The sequence below is a fragment of the Shewanella putrefaciens genome (genome assembly GCF_016406325.1).
In the GTDB taxonomy this organism is placed as follows: domain Bacteria; phylum Pseudomonadota; class Gammaproteobacteria; order Enterobacterales; family Shewanellaceae; genus Shewanella; species Shewanella putrefaciens.
The window spans coordinates 2989063-3009797 of the sequence record NZ_CP066370.1; the positions used below are offsets into that span (position 1 = coordinate 2989063).

Genomic DNA, 20735 nt, shown 5'->3' on the forward strand with positions numbered 1-20735 from the left:
CAAGCCTATAAATCTGTGCAAACAATGAGTTAATTCATTGTGACTGAAATCTGATTTTCTTGCATGCGTTTTTTTGCCAAACGCTTAGTTCTATCGCGAATATCCCCCGCTAACTGACCGCAGGCAGCATCAATATCGTCACCGCGGGTCTTACGTACTATCACCGTTAAGCCATATTCCATTAATACTTTCGAAAAACGATCAATACGCGAGTTCGATGAACGACCATAGGGTGAACCAGGATACGGATTAAAAGGAATTAAATTCACTTTACAAGGCGTATCTTCCATTAGTTTTGCTAACTCGTGAGCTTGCTCAGTGCTGTCGTTGATATGATCGAGCATCACATATTCAACGGTTACACGGCCACGGTTTGCATTTGATTTCGCAATATAACGACGGATCCCTGCAAGGAACTCCTGCAATGGATACTTTTTATTCACTGGGACTAAAATATCCCGTAACTCATCATTAGGAGCGTGAATGCTCACGGCCAATGCCACATCAAGGGCATCACCAAGTTTATCAAGGGCTGGCACAACACCAGAAGTTGACAGGGTTACCCGGCGTTTTGATAGGCTAAACCCAAAATCGTCCAGCATAATATCCATTGCAGGGATAACGTTGGCTAAATTAAGCAGTGGCTCACCCATACCCATCATCACCACATTGGTGATCGGACGATCGCCAGTATCCTTTGCAAAACCTAAGAAATGTGAAACCCGCCAGATTTGGCCGACAATTTCAGATACGGTCAAATTACGGTTAAAACCTTGTTGAGCCGTTGAGCAAAACGTACATTCAAGCGCACATCCCACCTGAGATGATACACACAAAGTCGCACGGTCATCTTCTGGAATATAGACAGTTTCAACTTCCTGCCCTTCACCAACATGTATCGCAAACTTAATTGTCCCGTCGGTGGACTTTTGGAAACTGGAAATTTCAGGCGCAACAATTTCACAGCGTGCAGCCAATTTTTGACGCAACACTTTATTGATATTCGTCATTTCTTCGAAGTCGCTGACACCGAAATGATAAATCCACTTCATGAGTTGATCGGCACGAAAGGGCTTTTCCCCTAGATCCGCAAATAATGCGCGCATAGCCTTACGATCAAGGTCTAATAAATTGATCTTTTTTTCACTCATACCACTCACCTCAACACCAAAACCTGCAACAGGGCGGCGAATTATACAGATGCAATAAATTTTTAGCCAGCGACACAACTCTACTATGGTAGAATCTCGCTGGGCTAATGTTGGCCTAAAATACGGAGTTGTAATACCACCTATATGTTAACCCTCATCATTATAGTGCTTGTCGCTGTCGCGGTCTCTTTTCTGTGTAGTGTCTTCGAAGCTGTTTTGCTTTCGGTTACCCCGAGTTATATCGCCTCACTTGAGCAAACCGACAGTGCTGCCGCCGCGAGATTACGTAAACTCAAAGACAATGTCGAAGCACCTTTAGTATCTATTCTCACCTTAAATACTGTTGCCCATACCGTTGGTGCTGCGGTGGCTGGTGCACAGGCTGCAAAAGTGTTTGGGGATGAAATGCTGGGTGTTTTCTCTGGCGTATTAACTTTTATTATTCTGTTTTTCTCAGAAATTATTCCTAAATCTGTGGGAGCAAACCATTGGCGACGCCTTGCACCAAGCGTTTCTATTGCGATCACTTGGATGAAAAAGGTGACGAAGCCATTGATTTGGTTGTCACAAAAGGTTACTCACTTTTTAGGTAAAGGCGAAGAAGGGCAATATATTCGCCAAGAGATGAGCGCGATGGCTAAAATTGGCCAGGAATCTGGCGAACTTGATGAGCAAGAGTCAAAAATTTTGACTCAAATGCTAAAAGTACGAGATATGCCCGTCACTGCTATTATGACACCACGCACTGTGATGTTTTCACTGCCCGTTGATCTCACTCAAAATGAGTTTGTTCGAGAGTACCGTGATAAACCTTTTACCCGCATTCCAATATACGATCAGGATCACGATGATATTATTGGTTATATCACTCGTACCGATGTGCTGCTAGCCGAGCGTTACACACCAGATGCTCCAATTGGTGAGCTAAAACGTAGTCTCTTCGTTGTACCAGAAACCGCCAAAATTCTGCCATTATTTGAGCGAATGATTAAGCGTAATACGCAAATAGCTATGGTGGTTGATGAATATGGCAGTAGCCAAGGTATTGTGACACAAGAAGACATCATCGAGTCTATGTTAGGTCTAGAGATTGTGGATGTGAATGATCCTGCTACGGATATGCAACAGCTGGCACGTAAGTTATGGGCAAAACGCATGAAACAAAAAGGTATTCGCCTTTCTGATGACGGTGATTTTGAAGCCGCTGCCGATGATGATGAGGCAAGATCGGGTTAATAGTATTTCATTTAGCACTTGTTAATATAAAGGGAGCTTAGCTCCCTTTATTGTTTTAGAGAGAATACCCAACTCATTTCAATACTCGCATTTTGGGGGCGCTTGGGTATATACTCTCCCGCCGTAAAAGAGGTAAGTTATGACACAGGGCTACATTCTCTCACTCGCGCACATCAACGATACACATTCAAATTTTGAACCCAGCCGTGTGCAATTTTCCCTTACCGTGGGTCAACAACCGCTCGGTGTCACCTGCCATAGTGGCGGCTATGCGCGCATAGGCTATCAGATAACAAAAGCACGTCACGCCGCTGCACAAACCGATACGCCTTTTATTTTTCTACACGGTGGTGACAGCTTCCAAGGCACATTGTACTTCAGCCATTTTAAAGGCAAAGCCAATGCCCATTTACTCAATTTGTTAGCACCTGATGCGATGGTTATCGGCAATCACGATATTGATGAGGGCAATGCCCTGCTTGCTCATTTCGCCAAACAAATCGATTTTCCTTTGCTTGCCGGCAATATGGATTTAAGCCAAGAAGATATAAATAAGCCAGGCTGTTTACGAGGCGAGCCGAATATCTTGGCCTATGACCATGAACAGCAATTGGCAAGCTATATCCTAAAACCCTTTTATGATCAAAAAATGGCCATCATTGGCATTACGTTAGATCAAATGAAAGAAATTGCTCGCCCCGATCCTGACACCCATTTTGTAGACGCTATCGCCACCACAGCAAGAACAGTAGCTTATCTTCATACCCAAGGGATTAAGCATATTATTGTCCTGAGTCACTTAGGATTAGATCAGGATAAACGCCTTGCCGAACAAGTTTCAGGGATCAGCCTTATTGTGGGTGGGCACACCCATACTTTGCAGGGGGATTTTCGCGATCTAGGTTTAAGTAACCTTCCCTATGGTGAAGTTATCAATGGCACGCCGATTGTCCATGCTGGGAAATATGCAGAAACCATAGGCTTAGCTCAGATCGAATTTGACGCCAATGGCCAATTTATCCAGCTTGAGGGTGGCAACTATTTCATGCTCGATCAGCACTTTATATTAAGTGCTAGCACAAGTGTGAGCGATGCCGATTACCAAGCCGTACGTCAACAGCTCTGCCGTCATCCCCATATTTATTGGGATGACGCAGATGAAGATATCGTAGACGTCATTAATGCTATTTATCGCCCTGCGATTGCCGAAATGGAAAATAAAGTTCTTGCTCTAGTCCCTAAGAACCTAGTTCACACTCGCTTACCATCAAAAGCGTTGCCCCATGGCAGCGAAATCGCCCCTTGGGTAAGCCGCAGTATGTTTCAAGAAGCAAAAATTGAAGATCCTCGGGTACATTTTGCACTGCATAATGCTGGGGGTGTTCGCCAATCCGTTGCTCAAGGTCGACTCACTCTCGCCGACGTGATGGGGCAATTGTTGCCGTTTGAATTACCACTAGTGAAATATGAAATTCAAGGCCAGTTCCTCTATCAAGCACTGGAATCTGCCATTAATGCTGCCACTAATAATAGTGTGCGAGGGACTGGCGCAGGTAGTTTCCCTTATACCTATGGTTTACGTTATTACTATGATGGTAGACGCCCACTGGGTGAGCGTTTATTTAAACTTGAAATGATGCAGCAAGATAGCCAACAGCTTTGGTATCCCGTCGAACCCGAGTCTTTGTATGTTGGTGTATCCACCTCATATACGGCTGCAGGTAAAGAAGGTTATCACCCTCTATTGCAGGCTCGCTGGCAGGAGTCAATGGAATCGCTTACCTTGCCACAGGCATTTATTCGCTTTTTAAATAGATCACCTAATTTAGCGGACTTTTTATCGCCACATGTTCACTACACTAGCCATTTAAGACGTTCTGGATAGCACTAAGCTGTCTAACCTGACATATTAAATTAAAACAGCCATTCACAATGGGGTAACCGCTCGGCAAACCAAGCTTGCGCCTTACCTTGATTACCCTTGCGCCATGCCAAAAATACCTTCTGTGCGGAGCGGGGGATCTCGACTGCACAGGCAATCAAATCACCCGATGCCAGTTCTTTAGTAATAAGGTGCGCAGGAATATATCCGACGCCTAAGCCTAATTGCTGCGCTTTAATCTTAGTTTGCATATTGGGTACTCGAATCACTTGTCGACTATCGAATAAACCACTTGAACGCTGTGCTAATGCCATAGAACTATCCGCAACCACTATAGATGGAAACTGTAACAGCGCCTCAGTCGGTATCGGCAACTTATACAAAGCCAAGGGATGGGTTGGATTAAGTGCAAATACAAACTCAAGATGGCCAATTTCAACCAAATGATATTGTCCTTTTGGCAGTTCCCCAGTAACGCCGATAGCAATATCAGCTCGCCCTGAATAGAGCGCGTCCCAACCTCCACCTAAGGACTCTTCACTAATATTCACCGTGACTTGTTTACCCAACTCCGTAAACTCACCAATAAGCTGCAATAAAGGAGAAATCGGTACAACAGTATCTATCGCTAAGGTTAAGGAAGACTCCCAGCCCGTTTCCAATTGGCGTACCGCCTCTTCAAGCCTTGATGTGGCAGCAAGGATCTCCCGACCTTGACGCAATACTAATTGACCGACTAGTGTCAGTTCAGCTCTTTGTCCCTTACGTTCAAATAGTTTTACACCTAAATCGCCTTCAAGTTTCTGTACTGTATAGGTTAAGGCAGAAGGTACTCGAAATAACGATTCTGCCGCGGCTGAAAAACTCCCTTTTTTATCAATCGCATCGAGCACAATTAATCCATCAAGGCTAATGGCTGGCAACATAAGCGCCTCTTGTTCAAATTATTTGAAATTAATATTGAAAATGTTCCGATTTTCTTTGCCTAAGGTCAAGTCTAAACTGTTTAGCAATGGAGAGGTTCAAAGAGAACATCCACCTAACAATACGATTAACTCACTTAGTTAAAAAATTTGAAATAAGGAATATCCCATGAAAGCACTCATCGTAAAAACACTGACATCAGCTCCTAGCTTTGCACCACTGGCCTTGCGTATTCCGATAGGGATCATCTTAATCGCCCACGGTGCTCAAAAATTGTTTGGCTGGTTTGGCGGCTACGGCTTAGAAGGCACTGGGCAGTGGATGGCATCAATTGGTCTAACACCAGGCTATTTAATGGCACTCATGGCAGGTTCAAGTGAATTCTTCGGCGGCCTATTCCTGTTACTCGGCCTACTAACCCGACCAACGGCCCTTGTATTGTCATTCACTATGGTTGTCGCGATTTTTTCAGTGCATATAGGTAATGGCCTGTTCCTTGCCAATAACGGTTATGAGTTTGGCTTAGCCCTATTAGCAGCAACTGTCTCTCTTGCGATTTCAGGTGCTGGTAAATTATCGCTAGACAACTTATTGGCCAACCGCATCAAATAAGGGGATATAGTATGATCACACTAAGAAAAGCACAGGATCGTGGTCAAGCAGACTTAGGCTGGCTAAAGAGTCAACATACTTTCTCTTTTTCTAGCTATTATGATCCCGCACATATGGGGATCTCATCCCTAAGAGTCATCAACGATGATAGAGTGGTGCCCGGTGCAGGTTTTGATACCCATGGTCATAAAGACATGGAAATTATCAGTTATGTGATATCTGGCGCTATCGCCCACAAAGATAGTTTTGGAAATATCAAAACCTTGCCAGCAGGAGAGTTTCAATTGATGTCTGCGGGTAAAGGGATTTATCACAGCGAATTCAATGCTTCAAACACTGAACCATTACACTTTTTACAAATTTGGATCCAGCCAGATACCTTAGGGATTGATGCGGGCTACCAACAAAAAGCGTTTGTTCAAACTTCGGCGCTTACGCCAATAGTTACTCCAACAGGTGAAAATGGCACACTGAAAGTACAACAAGATGCAACACTCTATCGACTACAGCTTGCCCCTGCCGAGCAAGTGACGATGGAGCAAGTGCAAACGAACCGTAATCTCTATGTACAATTAGTTGAAGGACAATTGAGTATCAATGGCACTCTGTTAAATCCTGGGGATGGTGCCCACATCACAGAACTGGATACACTGACATTTACGGCATTGCAAGGGACAGTAACTGCCCTCGTATTTGACTTAGCTTAATGTCAGATTGCCTTAGTCGGACTCAATACAAAAAACCGCCTATATGTAAATTGGCGGTTTTTTTATTGCCCAAATGGGATAGCATCAAAAGCCATTAACCAAGTAAAGTCTTAGTGAATAAATGCCACATCAGTGAGAAAGTGAAAGCATCAAACTAAAGTTCACCAATATCTGTGCTTTATCCTGTAGCTTATCCTCTGGAGTTAAATATCGACGCAGCTCATTACGGCGAATACAGTTAAATCCATGCTTTTCAAAAAATGGCCGAGCTTGATATGAGGCTTCGACGGTCAAACGCTTAAATTCTCGTTTTTTGACTTCTTCAAACAATGCCAGATATAGCAGAGTGGCAACACCTGCTCGACTATATTCAGGGTGAACAAATAAACAATCCACCTCACCAACTTGCACATCGAGTTCAACTATAGGACAAGGTTTCAAGGTGATAAAACCCACTAATTTATCATTCAGCTCTGCCACCCAAGTGGTTGTATCTTCAAGCTTAGCAAGCCAGTAATCATCACTACGGGCTTCACCTTGATTTTGTGCCCAAGCTAAACGTTCGGTCAATGAGTAATATTCCTGTGCGCCTTCCATGACACTGGCATTAAATACGGAGGCTATTTGTGAAACATCCTTAGGGGAGAATAAGCGTATCTGCATAGTGTTCACTCCTCTGGAAAATGAGGGTCAATTGACAAAAGGGAGACTAATCCCATTCAGTTACAGTTTTTTGGTCATATAAAAACTGGTGAGCACTTGCCCCAGTTTTTGTTGATAGTTACGTTGGATTTGGACAAATCCCAATTGGGTAAACAACCCCTTAGATAAATAAGAGGCATCAACACTTAAGCTGGCATATCCCTGCCCCCTAGCCCACTGTTCTAACTCACAATAAACACGCCCACCCACCCCTTGGCGCTGCCAATCGGGGTGAATATAGAAGCTATCAATATAACCACGATGGTAATAATCGGTTTCAACGTTGATAAAACCAACACAAATCTTAGATAAGCTCTCGGTCGATGTCACCAAAATAATCCAAGCTTGGGAACGACTTAAACGCAAATGCCAATGTTTAGCCGATCTTGGCGCTTTAGACCAAGCATTAAGCTGCGCTTGCGAATAGCGTTCATGCTCAATGTTGTGGACACACAAGTGAAATAGCTCACTGACTGCTTGAGCATATTTAGGTTGGTAAGGTTGGATTTCCACTTGTCGAACAAGAGTCACCATTGATTTCAAGCTCCAAATTAATCAACGATTATTCTGCCGCATTTTTTAGATTACCGACAGCATTAGCGCACTCTAAATAAGCAGGGAATACGCCACTGAAAACAAAACGGCCTCGAAATTTTCGAGGCCGTTTAATAACTGGCGTTCGCCAATGGCAATATTAACGCGATTATTTCTTTTCGATTTGTCCAACAAAAAGCAATTTATCGAAGGTACGATTTAATGTTTTACTGGTGAACTCGTTCATCCACATTTGTTCAACAACGGCCACTTTATCACCTTTGTTAACTTCAGTTTGAGGACCAGCAGCCCAAAAAGTCTGATCTGCCTCTTTAATCTGAACATAGGTGTAACCACCGCCGTTCATTGTATCAACAACAGTTCCTTCATGGGTTACGCCCTGTGCCCAAGCACTTGACATACCTAAGGCTAAGGTTGCTACTGCTGCTAATTTTACTAATTTTGCCATCATGCCTACGTTCCTTTTGTTTTGCTAATATGCTTCATTAAAGCATGTCAAAAGCAATAAATCGCCAATCTCTATCACGAAATACAACACCTATCGCAAAAGTATGATTTTTATCTCGTGGGAGGGAACTCATTTCAATAGCGGTTTTAGCATTCCTTCCAAGCCATTAAGCTTAATTTCGTACATCAACGCTAACTGTTCTCCGAGCTTTCCTTGAGGAAACCCCTGTTTATGAAACCACACAAGATAAGGCTCAGGTAATTCTAACAGTTTTCGTCCAGCATATTTACCAAAAGGCATAGTTTGGTTAACGGCATCGATAAGCTGTTGCTGATCCATATTATCACCTTAGAGACAATGCTCCATACGTAATCTATGGTTCAAGATCCTACATCAGAAACTGAGTAAATACCTGCATCAATCACTAACAATGCAAAGTAAATAACGCAGTCACACCAAACCGTGGGGAGTACAAACACTCCCGCGAATGCCTACATTAGGCATAGATTTTCAATAAATTTGGACCAAGACTGGCACAATGGGAATGCACGAAACCATACTCAGTACACAAGCGCTCATCTTCTCCATAGGCATTTATACTCACACAAGTACCCGAATTAACCTCCTCATCCACAAAGGTCATTACCCGTTCTAAGACTATTTTTGCAAGCCCATAATGTTGATATTCAGGAAGAACAATAAAATCTTCAATGGCCAAATGCGTAGGCCGATCTCGATAGACACAGGCTGTTGCAACCACATTTGACTGCATTTTCGCCGCTGCATCCTTAATCCGTACAGAAACCCAGTACAATACTTGGGACTGCCGATGATCCGCGAGGTCAACCCCTATCGATGGCCGTCCTACGGCATCACGTAGATAGAGTAACTCATGGAATAAAGGCGCTGATTCAACTAATTCAAATTCGATTGGCATAATAGTTTTGATATCCATTTTGCATCCCTTCTCTAATGGTAAACATCAAGGTGATTAGACGGCATACTATGGAGATATTAATGGGATTATTTGGCAGTTTGATGACACTGACACCTATTTCCATACCTACTTTCGACTGATAAAAACGCCGTAACTCCCTTCAACTTTTTAAAATCTTTAGGTTATCGTTTTTTATGCTATAAAACCCTCAAAAACCCCCGCATAAATTTTTATCCCGCCTATCATTAACATACAACAAGCATAAAAAATCGTTTCGTTAGTATTACCGATAAAAATAAGGGGCATTTTTTGTTAAAAAAGCTTCATGTAGCACTCATTGGATTTGGATTGACGCTAGTGACGCCGTTGAAGGCTGAATTTTCATTAGCTCAAATTCCACCACTGACAAATAAAACGCCTATCACTCTCGTGGCTGAAAAAGGATTTTGGACGGACTATCTCACCCAAGAAATGCTACCTAGATTTACAGCAAAAACGGGCGTCAGTGTCAAAGTGGTCAGCACTGAACTTGAGTTAATGTTTAACCTTCAAACTCAGGCATTAAAACAAGGCGAAGGAACATATGATTTGCTCACCATGGAAGCGGGATGGGCAAAAGAATGGGCATCGAATGGTTATACGGTTCCCCTCTTAGAATTAGCAAAACTTTACGATCCCGACGGTGAAAAAGCGATGGAGTGGTACCTTGAGCCTTATTACCCCTCCCTGCTCAATATTTTATCTTATTCAGGCGAAATTCATGCCATTCCCTATAATAACTATGTAATGGGGAGTCATTACCGTGAAGATCTTTTTAATCATCCCACTGAGCAGGCTCGCTTTTTAGAACGTTTCGGTTATCCATTAACGCCCGCCAAAACACCTGAAGAACTTCTCGACCAAGCCATGTTCTTTACCCGCAAAGCAGGTTCTGAACTTGGGGGGAAAACCTTATCGCACGATTTTTACGGTCTTGCATTAATGTCAGGTAATAAACCCCATATCAATGATGAGTTTTCGAGCATACTCTGGAGCCAAGGAGGAGCTTGGATGTGGCCTCGATTTAATAACCAACAAAAAATTACTCATTTTGAAGTACCAATGATTAATCATGAGGCCATAAGAACCGCCGAGATTTACCGCAAATTGATGGCATATTCAGTGCCTGCAAATGAACAATTTGCCTTTAATGAGGCCGCAAATGCCATTGCTACAGGACAAGCCGCTATCTGGCCCTTTGCTTACAATAACCTATGGCCAATCTCTTTTCGTGTTGAGAAAAATATCCCTGGCGCACGCCTTGCGGTCGCTCAGGTTCCTGGAGGACACCCCTATAACGGAGCCTATGCCTTTGCAGTCAGCTATGACAGCAAGAACCCACAAGCAGCCTATTGGCTCCTTAAATATATGGGAACCTATGAAGCACAGTATGCCTATGCCCTTGGAGGAGGTAACCCCTGTCGTATGGATGTTGTCACTGCCCCTGAATTTAATAAAGAAGCATTAAGAGAAATCGCAGGGGCATTCAACGCCAGCCATATAGCAAATTTATTTTGGTCAACGAAGGTATTAACTTTTGGCCACTTTACGACCACAGCAATGGGGCAAATCTACCCTGAACTGACTCAAGCATGTTATGCCGCGAGCCATAAAACGACAGATAGTACTGATATTTTCAGCAAATTAAGTACTAAGATAAAAAATCTCCAAAATACCTATGGGGAAGTGCCTGCGATTGACAAGAAAGATGAAAAATGACCTCTAAACGGTTGACAAGTTTAAAACATAAAATCACCTTCGCCTTCTATATCATAGTGGGCATGGCGCTATTTAACGGTATTATCGCGCTTTTACTCTCCCACCAATTAAGGACCGAAATTGAAGATTTAGTAACTGAAGATGTGGTAAAAGTCAGCACTGCATTAGAACTGGCTAAAGATACTGAAAAGCTACAAATCATCACGACCAGACTCAACCACTATGATAATGAGTTACAACGTCTGCAGCTTTTAAGTGAACTAGCAACACAGTGGGGGCTGCTTATTGATAGCTCTCGAACAATCGCCAAGCTGGAGACCTCCCCTCAATTACAGCAAGCGATAAATAATATTATCGATACTCAACTTTATTATATGCAGCAAATACCGCTACTTAGCACATTGACTGATAATGCATTACAAGCAAAGTTACAGGCAGGAAATATTCAAGCTAACTTGACCAGTTTGGCATCCTCTTTTGGCGATAAGATGCAAGTCCAACTAAAACAAATACATAATAGTTACCCACCACTTATGACCCAAAAAGACCTCAATGCAATCTCAAATAATATTAAAGAAAATCAATTTCTATCTGAATACCTTCATCAAGGGGAGCATCTTTTCACATTACTTACCCAAGTCAAAAATGCTGAACATATTGTCGCGTTAAATCAACTCCAACGGGAGGCTATGCGCCATCTAATCAGTATGGAAACTGTGTTAGCCGCATTCGATAAAAATCAAAGTATATATGTAGATTGGCTATCGCAAATAAAACAAAATGTTGTTGGAGATGATAATTTATTTGAACTATCGCGTAATGCATTGAAAAGCAATAATATTGCTAATGCTCATTTAACCTATCAAGCAAATGCTGCACAGTTGGTTGCTACATTTACACAAACCCTTGTCGAACAAGTCGGCAGTGAAATCCAAAAAGCCGGAGGTGATCTTAAAAACCATAGTACGGCATTTGTTCTGCTTATCTTTTGTGGTGGCGTCTTGTACTGTTTTTTTATCTGGCTCACAAGCTGGCACTTTATCGATAAGGGCATCATTAAACCCGTCATTGCCACACGCGATGCGATGGATGCCATCGCCAATGAAAAACTTGATACTCCAATGCCCATAACGGATAACCTTGAGCTTCAGCAAATGGTGAATTCACTCGCGACCTTAAAAACCTATGCCGCACAAGTCAAAGCCATGGCTGAAACCGATGGGTTAACAGGCTGTTATAACCGCCGTTATTTAGATAATCAGATTGAAAAAGAATTGCTATATGCTAACGACCATCAAGTACCACTAAGTATTGTGATGTTTGATATCGATAACTTTAAACAATTTAATGATCGATATGGACATGTGATAGGAGATCAGTGCCTAAAGCAAATCGTCAATGCCGCCAAGTCCATATTGCAGCGACCAACAGATACCCTTGCCCGTTATGGTGGAGAAGAATTTATGATCTTACTTCCATCAAGGCACCTTGAAGATGCATACAAAATTGCAGAACATTTACGGGAAACGATTATAGATCTTAAGATCCCCCATGAAGACTCTCCCCATGCAGGTATTGTCACTATCAGTGCAGGTATTACCTGTTGGCATCCTCCCGAGCGACTCGATACAAATAGCCTAATAAAGCGAGCCGACGAAGCCCTCTATCACGCAAAACTCACGGGGCGCAATCGCACTGAAACGCTTATTAACATTCCATTGCGTTATTACTAAGACATGTTTATAGGAAAATCCGTTTTATTTTTAACCAAGGAGTTGACTTTCAACTTTTCACCCCCATTTGCTAATATACTCACAACGTGAAAGGATCTCTATGTTAGCTATTGTACTCACTCTCATGTTGGGCATTGGCGCTATCATTTGGCTACTCTCGAGTCGTTGGCGCAAAACCTTACATAGACGTAAAGTGATAGCCAAACCCTTTCCTAAGGTGTGGCGCGCAATCCTCAAGCAAAGATTGCCTTATTTTCATGCACTACCAAGCGATCTTCAACTTCAGCTTAAGCGGCATATTCAAATATTCATTGATGAAAAAAGCTTTATCGGATGCGATGGATTAGAGATTAATGATGAAGTTAAAGTCACCATTGCCGCCCAAGCCTGTCTGTTATTATTAAATCGGAAAACAGACTTTTATCCCAAACTGAAACAAATTTTGGTTTACCCTGATGCCTTTATCGTGAGTAATCAACAACAAGACACCAATGGTGTTGTGTGGGAACAACGCAATATACTCGCTGGGGAATCATGGGAGCAGGGAAAAGTCGTCCTCTCATGGAAAAATACACTCGATGGTGCTGCCAATCCCCATGATGGCAACAATGTCGTGATCCACGAATTTGCCCATCAACTCGATCAAGAAGATGGGCACGCTAATGGAGCCCCCATTTTGCAACACAGTGCTGACTACCTGACTTGGTCGACCGTACTAAGCCAAACTTTTGCCGAATTAGAAGAGTCAGCGGCACTTGGACGCCCTTCGCTATTTAATTATTATGGCGCCACTAACCCTGCTGAATTTTTTGCTGTTATCACTGAAGTTTTTTTTGAAAAACCCGAAGCACTGTATCAGCAGTATCCAAATCTTTATCGCGAAATCAGCCATTTCTATCAACTTGACCCAATAAACTGGCACTGATGACTCAAAATTAATCATCTTGTAATTTGAATTTTCTACGGCAAACATACGGTAATGCACACATTAGCTCATTGCGAGAAGTCGAAGCATTATCCTGCATCACCAACGCCCTAGAAGTGCGAGAAGAACGTCATCCTTGGTAAGCTTTTCTAACGATTTGCCCATCTAACACAGTGCAGCCATCATCTTTATCACCGTTCAAGTTTGTTCAATACCCACCCTTTATTTGAACTATTATCAGGTTTAAACCTATATCTACCCCAGTGATATATCCTGATGTCATAACAATTAAACGAAGAATGAACTATCGTTATTCAACTCAAATAACGAGTGGTTCGCATGGCGAAGGTAAGCACAAGAACTTGCCAGACGAACCTTTCGGACAGTAAATAGCGAAGGTTCAATTACGCTTGAAAATGTAACTTAAAGATATTTAGCACTTTATCAATATCCTGACGAGTAACATCCTTATGTGTAACGAAACGAATTGTCCGTCCAGGGCTAATTAAAATCCCAGCCTCTTGGCACCGTTTGGCCAATAACATAGCGTCAATATGCGGCGCCAAAGTCGCAAACACCATATTGGTTTGTACCGTGGTTAAATCAACCTCAAATTCGGCAAACTCGGTTAATTTCTGGGCAAAATAAGTTGCACTTTCATGATCTTCAGCAAGTCTCTCTACTTGTTCTGTCAATGCCAGTTTACCTGCAGCAGCTAATATCCCCGCTTGACGCATACCACCGCCAAGCATTTTACGCCAACGTATTGCCTTTTTAATCAAACGCTCATCACCTAAGAGTAATGAACCCACGGGCGCGCAAAGCCCCTTTGAAAGGCAGATGGAAACGGAATCAAAATGCGCAGTGATATCACTAATAGGGATATTTTGTGCTACCGCAGCATTGGCTACTCTCGCCCCATCAAGGTGAATTTTCAAACCACGATGAAAAGCTAAAGCCTGTGCATTTGCCAGATAGGTCTGCGGTAATACTTTACCCGCAATGGTGTTTTCTAAACTCAATAAACGGGTGCGAGCAAAGTGGATATCATCAGGTTTAATCGCAGCCTCTATGTCTGCAAGCGCAATAGTGCCGTCCAATTGATTTATCAATGGCTGCGGCTGAATACTGCCTAAAACTGCAGCACCACCGCCCTCAAATTTATAATTATGCGCCTGTTGGCCGCACAAATACTCATCCCCACGCTCACAATGAGCCATTAAAGCAAGTAAATTTGCTTGAGTGCCAGAAACCGTAAACAGCGCACTCTCAAAACCAAACATCTCAGCAGCCATATCCTGTAAGCTGTTTACGGTAGGATCATCACCATATACATCGTCTCCGACTTCAGCTCTGGACATAGCTAACCGCATGGCTTCAGTAGGCTGGGTAACAGTATCACTGCGTAAATCTATCATCTTGCCCTCAATTTTATTTGCGTAATCACAATGAGTTAGTGACTCTAACGCCAAAGATAAAATTTGTATAGTTTGCCTAAGCCAAGAGCAACATAACCATTGCTAAGTCGCTATATTTATACTTTGAGAAACATTAAAGTAAAAATGAATATACTCTGATTATTTCAGCGGTTGAGAGATGAGCTAGCAAATGAAAAATCAGCGTTGAGCTTGGCGAATTACCCGTAAATAGATAGAATGCAGTGCGAAGGTTGTCATGCTACAGCTGAGTAAATTTATCGGTATTTTTGACTACCCTACCCACAATATATAAGGTGATTTATGGTGAATATATCCCTATTGCATTGGATTAAGCCTTTACTTTTGATATTAGGACTAAGTCTAACATCACAGGTTTATGCTTGGCAGGATACCGATCAAGATGGTGTACCAGACATTAAAGACGCATGTCCAGATACCCCCATAAATACAAAAGTATTAGCAAATGGCTGCCCCCATGAAGTAGAAGTCACCACTCACAATATTCAATGTGACATCAATGATCCTAGTACCTATTCAAGTACTGATTGTCATAATATCGAGACAGCAATCGTTTACTTTGAATTTGCGATTGCCGAGGTAGACTTATCGCAATGGAAATCTTTAGCTTTAGTCAAAGCATTCTTAGAAGCCAATAATGATGTCGCATTGATCTTAGTTGGGCACACTGACATTGTCGGTACACCTGAGTTTAATTATCAGCTATCGCTACAGCGTGCTGAAAATGTGAGACGAATTTTGGTTGAAGACTATGGTTTTAACCCAAATCGATTTACCATTGTAGGTAAAGGTATATCTGAACCTGTCGCAGATAATCGTTCTAGCGAAGGACGCGGATTAAATCGACGAGTACAATTTATCGTCAATAATAAATAGTTTTGTTAGCGTATTTTATTTAGGGAGTTATTCAATGGAAAATCTAGAGGGTTTATTAAATCAAGCACCAGAATTATTGATGGCCTATGGTCTAAAAACTCTGTTCGCTATTATTATCTTTTTTGTCGGTAAATATTTTTCAGGCGTAGCGCAAAAGGTTATACGTAAATTACTAAACAGCCGTAAAGTTGATCCAACTGTTGTGTCCTTTGTTGCAAACTTAACCTGGGCGATTGTGTTTGTCTTTACTATTATTGCAACATTAGGGCAAATTGGCGTACAAACAGCATCACTTGTTGCCGTTATCGGTGCAGCAGGTCTAGCTGTAGGTTTAGCGCTACAAGGTTCATTATCTAATTTTGCATCTGGCGTCTTAATGGTATTATTCCGTCCATGCCGTGTAGGTGATTATATTGAAGCCGCTGGTATTGCTGGTACTGTGGATGAAATCACTATTTTTTCAACAAAACTACGCACTCCTGATAATAAAGTTATTGTGGCACCAAACTCCTCAATTATGAATGGCACTATCACGAACTACTCAGCCTTAGAAAATCGCCGTATCGATCTTGTTATCGGTGTATCTTATAAAGCAGATATTGCATTAACTAAAAAAGTATTAACAGATATCTTAGATAACAACCAATATGTACTAAAAGATCCGTCCTATACCGTTGGATTATCTGAACTGGGAAATTCCTCTATTAATTTTGTAGTTCGTCCTTGGGTTAAAACGCCTAATTTTTGGGCTGCACGTTTTGAGATCCTTGAGCAAATAAAAAATGCTCTGGATGCCGCTAATATTGAAATTCCATTTCCGCAAATGGATATTCATGTAAAGCAATTACCTGAAAATAAATAATTCATATTAAAAAAGGTCGGTTAATACCGACCTTTTTTACAACTCATACAATTATTTTAGTGTAACTTAATGGTGAGTTGATACAGAAAGATGAATACGAGGAGATAAAATGCAAGGGTCTATTTCATTTTTTGCCACCTGCTGTTTTTATAGTTTAGCACTACTGAGTTCAAATGCTCTCGCTAATGAGAAACCACAGGTACTTATGGGTGAGAAGCATGTGAGCCTCAAAGGTAAACTACCTCAACTCGCTGAAATTGCACCGGGATTTAAAGTGGTCGATGAGCAATTTACCCCAGTTACCTTAAGTGACTTTAAAGGTAAAATGGTGCTAATAAGCGCTGTACCTAGCCTAGATACTGGCGTATGCGCCCTACAGACAAAACGCTTTAACAGCGAAGTCAGCCACTTTTCAGATGATGTCGTTATTTTGACCATAAGCACTGATCTTCCATTCGCACAGAAGCGCTTCTGCAAAGTTGAAAATGTTGACAAAATTAAAGTACTTTCTGATTCAGTCTGGCGTGATTTTGGCGAGAAGTACGGTCTGTTAATTGAGAATTATGGTTTATTAGCTAGAGCCATCTTTATTATTGATGCTGAAGGTAAGCTCCAATATCAAGAATTAGTGCCAAACGTCACTGATCATCCTAACTATGATGCCGCACTCGAAGCGTTAAAAACGCTCCAAAACCAACAGTAAGCGCCAAAGTAAAAAAGCAGGGAGTTTGCCTTCCCTGCTTCTTAAATTTAGTGGGACTGTTGATCACTGTTTGCTTGATAATCAAATGTAGGCATTGACCAATGGTATCGTAGCGCCAACATCCGCAAACTAAAGCCGATACTAAGGCAAATCACAAGGTTAATCCATTCCGTCAACTGGTAGGCTTTGAGGGTAATATATAATCCAGCGGTTAAAAGTGAAATAACAGCATAAAGTTCCTTCTTAAAAATCAAAGGTACTTGATTGCACAAAATATCGCGAATTACGCCACCAAATACACCTGTAACCAACCCCATCACAACCGCAATTGTGGGACTAAATCCTAACATTAACGTTTTCTGTGCCCCAACAATTGAAAATACCGCAAGCCCTAAAGCATCTATAGCAAGAAAAAGTTTAGACAAATAGCGCATCACAGGCGCGATGGCGACTGTCAATAAAGACGCAAATGCTATGGCGAGAAGATAATGTACATTCTCAACCCAGATCAGGGGATAGTTTCCTAACATCATATCTCTTAGGGTACCGCCACCAATTGCCGTTGCGCAGCCAATGATCACAACCCCAAACAAATCCATCTGCTTTCGCCCAGCTGCCAAGGCCCCCGTCATCGCTTCAGCAAGAATACCAACAAACCATAGTAATCCAATAAATTGTGTTTCTTGCATTTCAACGGTCATTTACAGTAAAAAGAAGCAGATTCTGCCTGATAAAACTCAAGTTATGTAATGATTTAATTTTGAAGTTATCATTAGAAAAAATAATAGATAATAAAATGTGAGGATGGCAACCGAATACAACAATCATATAATAAAAACAACAATAACAGTAAACTAACAGTATTAACTCAAAAATTACCATTGAAGATGGATCATCTTTTCAATAAGTTTAAATAAAGAGAACTTGTCAATATTGTAAATAACTGCATAAAAAGCATTTTTATCGACTAAGAATATAAAAACAGTCAAAAAAAGCGACCTACAGGTCGCTTAATTTGTATCTTCTGATCACTATTTAATATCAGGTTTAGGGGGATAATTAGCCATTACACTACCAACGGCTTTATTGATAGTTTGGACTCTTTCTGATGGAGTATTTTTATCACGAATGGTATCGGCAACAGAACCTCGCCAAATAAGCTTGCTGGTTTTATTATCGATTAAATCAATTATTAATGTACCAACTTCATACTCTCTAACTGTCGTTTGAGTTTGCATATTCCCGCCCCATCCCCAACCTGGGCCATAGTAGGGATGATAGCCAAAGTTAGTATTAAAGGTATCAACATTAATCTTCTTATCGACTTTTGTGAGATAATTTACTAGCACATCCGCTTCTTTTGCATCAACTAAGCTCATTCCCTTAGCTGCTAATTGTGCATTAACAGCATCTCTGACCCGTTGATCCATCAAGCCATCCAAATGATATCCAGACTCATCATTTTTTTGAGCAACCCAAGCATAGGTTTTATATTGAGTAAAACTGACACTAGGATCATAGTCCCAACCAGACTTGAGTGAGCTACAAGCACTCAATGCCAGTACGGCTAAACCAACAATTATGTTTTTCATCTTATTTTCCTCAAATGTTCAAACTGAACAAAGACAAGCATCAGAGATTATAGATTTAGCTTACAGAGCTATTGATTGTTCTACAACTCAATTGGTGGAAAAGCTATAGCTCATTCAGCTTGACTTCAGCAAGCATCTAGATGATAATGATTATCAATTAAGGTAAAGGGAGAATGATATGTATTGGTTTATTAGCGCATTTATTGTTGCATCTGCGATATTTTTTATCGCTCCGCAAAAAGCGCCTCTTGAAGTTAATAGTACAAAAATCAAACGTCACTTGCCTTTTAGTTTATTGATATTACCGATAATGGTACTCAGTTGGTTAGTCATTAACGCCATCACAAATGGCGCGAATTACGCCACTGTGGCGGCTTTCGGATTTGTATCAACTGCGTGTTTGATTGCACTGCCTAAGTTGCACCGCTATATCATGCCCTGTGCTCTACTTACAGCAATAGCATTGATAGTGATGGTGGCTCAGCGCTTCTAAAGGTTCTAACTTTCAAAAATATGCTTACCTCCCTGCAAAGAGTTGGCATTTTCTCCAGACCACTTACAGTCAATCTTTAAGTGGTCTTTTTTTACCTCCCCGAACGCCAACGAATTTGATAAACTACCGCCGCATAACGTCACTGACATCCAATGAAAATTACTTATGAAAGCAGATCCTAACGTATCCTTAGTGTACAGTACCGATAAAGGCCGTATTAGCCCAGAATCAACTGCCAAAGCAATACCAGAATCAGATGGTATAGTTCGGATCCACCGAGATAGTAAGGGGCGTAAAGGCAAAGGCGTATCAATTATCTCAGGATTAGGGTTAGATGAGACGGCACTAAAAACCCTTGCTCAAACCCTTAAAAAACAATGTGGTTGTGGTGGTACAGTTAAGGATTTCACTATCGAGATACAAACTGACAATCGAGAACAACTGAAACTGTTACTCGAAAAACAAAGCTACAAGGTGAAATTAGCTGGTGGTTAACAATACTGGCTAAAATAACCAGTAAGCTAATCATTTTAAATGAATAATTTCAATAATTCTGCTTTTAGTTCGACTTGTAGATTAATGCCTATTGGCCTGAACGGAGTTTTTAATGGAGAGTTTACAAAACCATTTTTTAATCGCAATGCCTTCACTAGACGATACCTTTTTTGAGCGTTCAGTCATTTATTTATGTGAGCACGATGACAAGGGAGCGATGGGAATAGTAATCAACAAACCGTTAGGTATTGAAGTTAGCTCACTCTTAGAACAAATGGATTTACCTGCAGAGCAGGTTTTTGCGGATATTGCACAAAACGCTCAAGTATTAATGGGAGGTCCAGTTTCACAGGATCGCGGATTTGTGCTCCATACATCTCAACCCTATTGGGCAAATAGCACAGATCTGGGTTCAGGATTAATGCTGACCACTTCTCGCGATGTATTAACTGCAATTGGAGGCAAGCGATCTCCAGATAAATTTCTCGTAGCACTTGGTTACGCAGGTTGGGGTAAACATCAGCTAGAACAAGAGCTCGCTGAAAATTCCTGGCTTACCATACCAGCCACAAATGCTCTGCTGTTCGATGTAAAACATGAGGACCGTTGGCCACAGGCGAGTCGCTCACTTGGATTCGATGCTTGGCAAGTATCAGCACAAGCAGGCCACGCTTGAACCTAAATAAT

Annotated in this window: 23 protein-coding genes; 13 read left to right on the plus strand and 10 right to left on the minus strand. The window is 41.6% G+C overall.

The features are described from left to right. Window positions 1-29: 29 nt before the first annotated feature. Entirely contained in the window at window positions 30-1151 is a 1122-nt protein-coding gene (locus JEZ96_RS13320; protein ID WP_011919657.1) for a bifunctional tRNA (adenosine(37)-C2)-methyltransferase TrmG/ribosomal RNA large subunit methyltransferase RlmN, read from the minus strand. Window positions 1152-1295: 144 nt separating this feature from the next. On the opposite strand from JEZ96_RS13320, the gene JEZ96_RS13325 reads away from it, so the two are divergent. Next, window positions 1296-2387, plus strand: a complete 1092-nt coding sequence (locus JEZ96_RS13325; protein WP_011788700.1) for a CNNM domain-containing protein — start codon at window positions 1296-1298, stop codon at window positions 2385-2387. A 139-nt stretch (window positions 2388-2526) separates the two neighbouring features. Then, complete coding sequence (locus JEZ96_RS13330) at window positions 2527-4272, plus strand: bifunctional metallophosphatase/5'-nucleotidase (protein ID WP_025008706.1); 1746 nt, start codon at window positions 2527-2529, stop codon at window positions 4270-4272. 29 nt (window positions 4273-4301) lie between these two features. Here JEZ96_RS13330 and JEZ96_RS13335 read toward each other — a convergent pair whose 3' ends face one another. Then, a complete protein-coding gene (locus JEZ96_RS13335) occupies window positions 4302-5195 on the minus strand; it encodes a LysR substrate-binding domain-containing protein (RefSeq protein ID WP_061783212.1) in 894 nt (297 codons plus the stop codon). A gap of 166 nt (window positions 5196-5361) precedes the next feature. Between JEZ96_RS13335 and JEZ96_RS13340 the strand changes: the two genes are divergently transcribed. Together JEZ96_RS13340 and JEZ96_RS13345 are read left to right on the plus strand one after the other, a co-directional pair. Then, window positions 5362-5805 carry a DoxX family protein gene (locus JEZ96_RS13340; protein ID WP_011788697.1) on the plus strand — a complete coding sequence of 148 codons (444 nt, stop codon included), beginning with the start codon at window positions 5362-5364 and terminating at the stop codon, window positions 5803-5805. Window positions 5806-5816: 11 nt separating this feature from the next. Next, on the plus strand, window positions 5817-6512 hold the full coding sequence (locus JEZ96_RS13345) for a pirin family protein (RefSeq protein ID WP_011788696.1): 696 nt from the start codon (window positions 5817-5819) through the stop codon (window positions 6510-6512). A gap of 129 nt (window positions 6513-6641) precedes the next feature. Here JEZ96_RS13345 and JEZ96_RS13350 read toward each other — a convergent pair whose 3' ends face one another. The 5 genes from JEZ96_RS13350 to JEZ96_RS13370 all read right to left on the minus strand — a co-directional run bounded on the left by JEZ96_RS13350 (window position 6642) and on the right by JEZ96_RS13370 (window position 9172). Beyond that, window positions 6642-7175: a GNAT family N-acetyltransferase gene (locus JEZ96_RS13350; protein WP_011788695.1), complete on the minus strand. Its 534-nt coding sequence runs from the start codon at window positions 7173-7175 to the stop codon at window positions 6642-6644. Between the two features lie 60 nt (window positions 7176-7235). Continuing rightward, on the minus strand, window positions 7236-7748 hold the full coding sequence (locus tag JEZ96_RS13355; RefSeq protein WP_011919662.1) for a GNAT family N-acetyltransferase: 513 nt from the start codon (window positions 7746-7748) through the stop codon (window positions 7236-7238). 169 nt (window positions 7749-7917) lie between these two features. Further along, complete coding sequence (locus JEZ96_RS13360; protein ID WP_011788693.1) at window positions 7918-8220, minus strand: hypothetical protein; 303 nt, start codon at window positions 8218-8220, stop codon at window positions 7918-7920. A gap of 126 nt (window positions 8221-8346) precedes the next feature. Beyond that, window positions 8347-8556 carry a DUF3820 family protein gene (locus tag JEZ96_RS13365; RefSeq protein WP_011788692.1) on the minus strand — a complete coding sequence of 70 codons (210 nt, stop codon included), beginning with the start codon at window positions 8554-8556 and terminating at the stop codon, window positions 8347-8349. Between the two features lie 157 nt (window positions 8557-8713). Beyond that, on the minus strand, window positions 8714-9172 hold the full coding sequence (locus tag JEZ96_RS13370) for a GNAT family N-acetyltransferase (RefSeq protein WP_014611008.1): 459 nt from the start codon (window positions 9170-9172) through the stop codon (window positions 8714-8716). 291 nt (window positions 9173-9463) lie between these two features. On the opposite strand from JEZ96_RS13370, the gene JEZ96_RS13375 reads away from it, so the two are divergent. The 3 genes from JEZ96_RS13375 to JEZ96_RS13385 all read left to right on the plus strand — a co-directional run bounded on the left by JEZ96_RS13375 (window position 9464) and on the right by JEZ96_RS13385 (window position 13570). After that, the gene (locus JEZ96_RS13375; RefSeq protein ID WP_025008704.1) at window positions 9464-10912 is read left to right on the plus strand and encodes an ABC transporter substrate-binding protein; all 1449 of its coding nucleotides are present in this window, start codon (window positions 9464-9466) and stop codon (window positions 10910-10912) included. After that, on the plus strand, window positions 10909-12645 hold the full coding sequence (locus JEZ96_RS13380; protein ID WP_025008703.1) for a diguanylate cyclase: 1737 nt from the start codon (window positions 10909-10911) through the stop codon (window positions 12643-12645). The genes JEZ96_RS13375 and JEZ96_RS13380 overlap by 4 nt, the downstream gene beginning before the upstream one ends. A gap of 100 nt (window positions 12646-12745) precedes the next feature. After that, the gene (locus JEZ96_RS13385; protein WP_014611011.1) at window positions 12746-13570 is read left to right on the plus strand and encodes a M90 family metallopeptidase; all 825 of its coding nucleotides are present in this window, start codon (window positions 12746-12748) and stop codon (window positions 13568-13570) included. A gap of 404 nt (window positions 13571-13974) precedes the next feature. Here JEZ96_RS13385 and ltaE read toward each other — a convergent pair whose 3' ends face one another. Continuing rightward, a complete protein-coding gene (ltaE, locus tag JEZ96_RS13390; RefSeq protein WP_011919667.1) occupies window positions 13975-14988 on the minus strand; it encodes a low-specificity L-threonine aldolase in 1014 nt (337 codons plus the stop codon). 321 nt (window positions 14989-15309) lie between these two features. On the opposite strand from ltaE, the gene JEZ96_RS13395 reads away from it, so the two are divergent. From JEZ96_RS13395 to tpx, 3 genes are all read left to right on the plus strand, one after another. Beyond that, window positions 15310-15903, plus strand: a complete 594-nt coding sequence (locus JEZ96_RS13395) for an OmpA family protein (protein ID WP_061783210.1) — start codon at window positions 15310-15312, stop codon at window positions 15901-15903. 34 nt (window positions 15904-15937) lie between these two features. Further along, complete coding sequence (locus JEZ96_RS13400) at window positions 15938-16765, plus strand: mechanosensitive ion channel family protein (protein WP_011788685.1); 828 nt, start codon at window positions 15938-15940, stop codon at window positions 16763-16765. A 109-nt stretch (window positions 16766-16874) separates the two neighbouring features. Beyond that, window positions 16875-17468, plus strand: coding sequence for a thiol peroxidase (tpx, locus tag JEZ96_RS13405; protein ID WP_011788684.1), 594 nt, complete (start codon window positions 16875-16877; stop codon window positions 17466-17468). 47 nt (window positions 17469-17515) lie between these two features. On the opposite strand, the gene JEZ96_RS13410 is transcribed toward tpx, so the two are convergent. Continuing rightward, window positions 17516-18157, minus strand: coding sequence for a trimeric intracellular cation channel family protein (locus tag JEZ96_RS13410; RefSeq protein ID WP_041412371.1), 642 nt, complete (start codon window positions 18155-18157; stop codon window positions 17516-17518). A gap of 342 nt (window positions 18158-18499) precedes the next feature. After that, window positions 18500-19060, minus strand: coding sequence for a DUF4136 domain-containing protein (locus JEZ96_RS13415; protein WP_011788682.1), 561 nt, complete (start codon window positions 19058-19060; stop codon window positions 18500-18502). 178 nt (window positions 19061-19238) lie between these two features. Here JEZ96_RS13415 and JEZ96_RS13420 point away from each other — a divergent pair, with 178 nt between their 5' ends. The 3 genes from JEZ96_RS13420 (at window position 19239) to JEZ96_RS13430 (ending at window position 20724) form a co-directional block, all read left to right on the plus strand. After that, a complete protein-coding gene (locus JEZ96_RS13420) occupies window positions 19239-19553 on the plus strand; it encodes a hypothetical protein (protein ID WP_011919670.1) in 315 nt (104 codons plus the stop codon). A 165-nt stretch (window positions 19554-19718) separates the two neighbouring features. Next, window positions 19719-20048, plus strand: a complete 330-nt coding sequence (yciH, locus tag JEZ96_RS13425; RefSeq protein ID WP_014611015.1) for a stress response translation initiation inhibitor YciH — start codon at window positions 19719-19721, stop codon at window positions 20046-20048. Between the two features lie 112 nt (window positions 20049-20160). Further along, the gene (locus tag JEZ96_RS13430; RefSeq protein WP_011788679.1) at window positions 20161-20724 is read left to right on the plus strand and encodes a YqgE/AlgH family protein; all 564 of its coding nucleotides are present in this window, start codon (window positions 20161-20163) and stop codon (window positions 20722-20724) included. Window positions 20725-20735 lie beyond the last annotated feature (11 nt).

Coding starts and splice junctions, on each gene's coding strand:
- JEZ96_RS13420 (WP_011919670.1), top strand. CDS start 19,239: ATGTATTGGTTTATTAGCGCATTTATTGTTGCATCTGCGATATTTTTT.
- JEZ96_RS13330 (WP_025008706.1), top strand. CDS start 2,527: ATGACACAGGGCTACATTCTCTCACTCGCGCACATCAACGATACACAT.
- JEZ96_RS13430 (WP_011788679.1), top strand. CDS start 20,161: ATGGAGAGTTTACAAAACCATTTTTTAATCGCAATGCCTTCACTAGAC.
- JEZ96_RS13340 (WP_011788697.1), top strand. CDS start 5,362: ATGAAAGCACTCATCGTAAAAACACTGACATCAGCTCCTAGCTTTGCA.
- ltaE (WP_011919667.1), bottom strand. CDS start 14,988: ATGATAGATTTACGCAGTGATACTGTTACCCAGCCTACTGAAGCCATG.
- tpx (WP_011788684.1), top strand. CDS start 16,875: ATGCAAGGGTCTATTTCATTTTTTGCCACCTGCTGTTTTTATAGTTTA.
- JEZ96_RS13385 (WP_014611011.1), top strand. CDS start 12,746: ATGTTAGCTATTGTACTCACTCTCATGTTGGGCATTGGCGCTATCATT.
- JEZ96_RS13380 (WP_025008703.1), top strand. CDS start 10,909: ATGACCTCTAAACGGTTGACAAGTTTAAAACATAAAATCACCTTCGCC.
- JEZ96_RS13335 (WP_061783212.1), bottom strand. CDS start 5,195: ATGTTGCCAGCCATTAGCCTTGATGGATTAATTGTGCTCGATGCGATT.
- JEZ96_RS13415 (WP_011788682.1), bottom strand. CDS start 19,060: ATGAAAAACATAATTGTTGGTTTAGCCGTACTGGCATTGAGTGCTTGT.
- JEZ96_RS13355 (WP_011919662.1), bottom strand. CDS start 7,748: ATGGTGACTCTTGTTCGACAAGTGGAAATCCAACCTTACCAACCTAAA.
- yciH (WP_014611015.1), top strand. CDS start 19,719: ATGAAAGCAGATCCTAACGTATCCTTAGTGTACAGTACCGATAAAGGC.
- JEZ96_RS13325 (WP_011788700.1), top strand. CDS start 1,296: ATGTTAACCCTCATCATTATAGTGCTTGTCGCTGTCGCGGTCTCTTTT.
- JEZ96_RS13400 (WP_011788685.1), top strand. CDS start 15,938: ATGGAAAATCTAGAGGGTTTATTAAATCAAGCACCAGAATTATTGATG.
- JEZ96_RS13350 (WP_011788695.1), bottom strand. CDS start 7,175: ATGCAGATACGCTTATTCTCCCCTAAGGATGTTTCACAAATAGCCTCC.
- JEZ96_RS13410 (WP_041412371.1), bottom strand. CDS start 18,157: ATGCAAGAAACACAATTTATTGGATTACTATGGTTTGTTGGTATTCTT.
- JEZ96_RS13370 (WP_014611008.1), bottom strand. CDS start 9,172: ATGGATATCAAAACTATTATGCCAATCGAATTTGAATTAGTTGAATCA.
- JEZ96_RS13365 (WP_011788692.1), bottom strand. CDS start 8,556: ATGGATCAGCAACAGCTTATCGATGCCGTTAACCAAACTATGCCTTTT.
- JEZ96_RS13360 (WP_011788693.1), bottom strand. CDS start 8,220: ATGATGGCAAAATTAGTAAAATTAGCAGCAGTAGCAACCTTAGCCTTA.
- JEZ96_RS13395 (WP_061783210.1), top strand. CDS start 15,310: ATGGTGAATATATCCCTATTGCATTGGATTAAGCCTTTACTTTTGATA.
- JEZ96_RS13320 (WP_011919657.1), bottom strand. CDS start 1,151: ATGAGTGAAAAAAAGATCAATTTATTAGACCTTGATCGTAAGGCTATG.
- JEZ96_RS13345 (WP_011788696.1), top strand. CDS start 5,817: ATGATCACACTAAGAAAAGCACAGGATCGTGGTCAAGCAGACTTAGGC.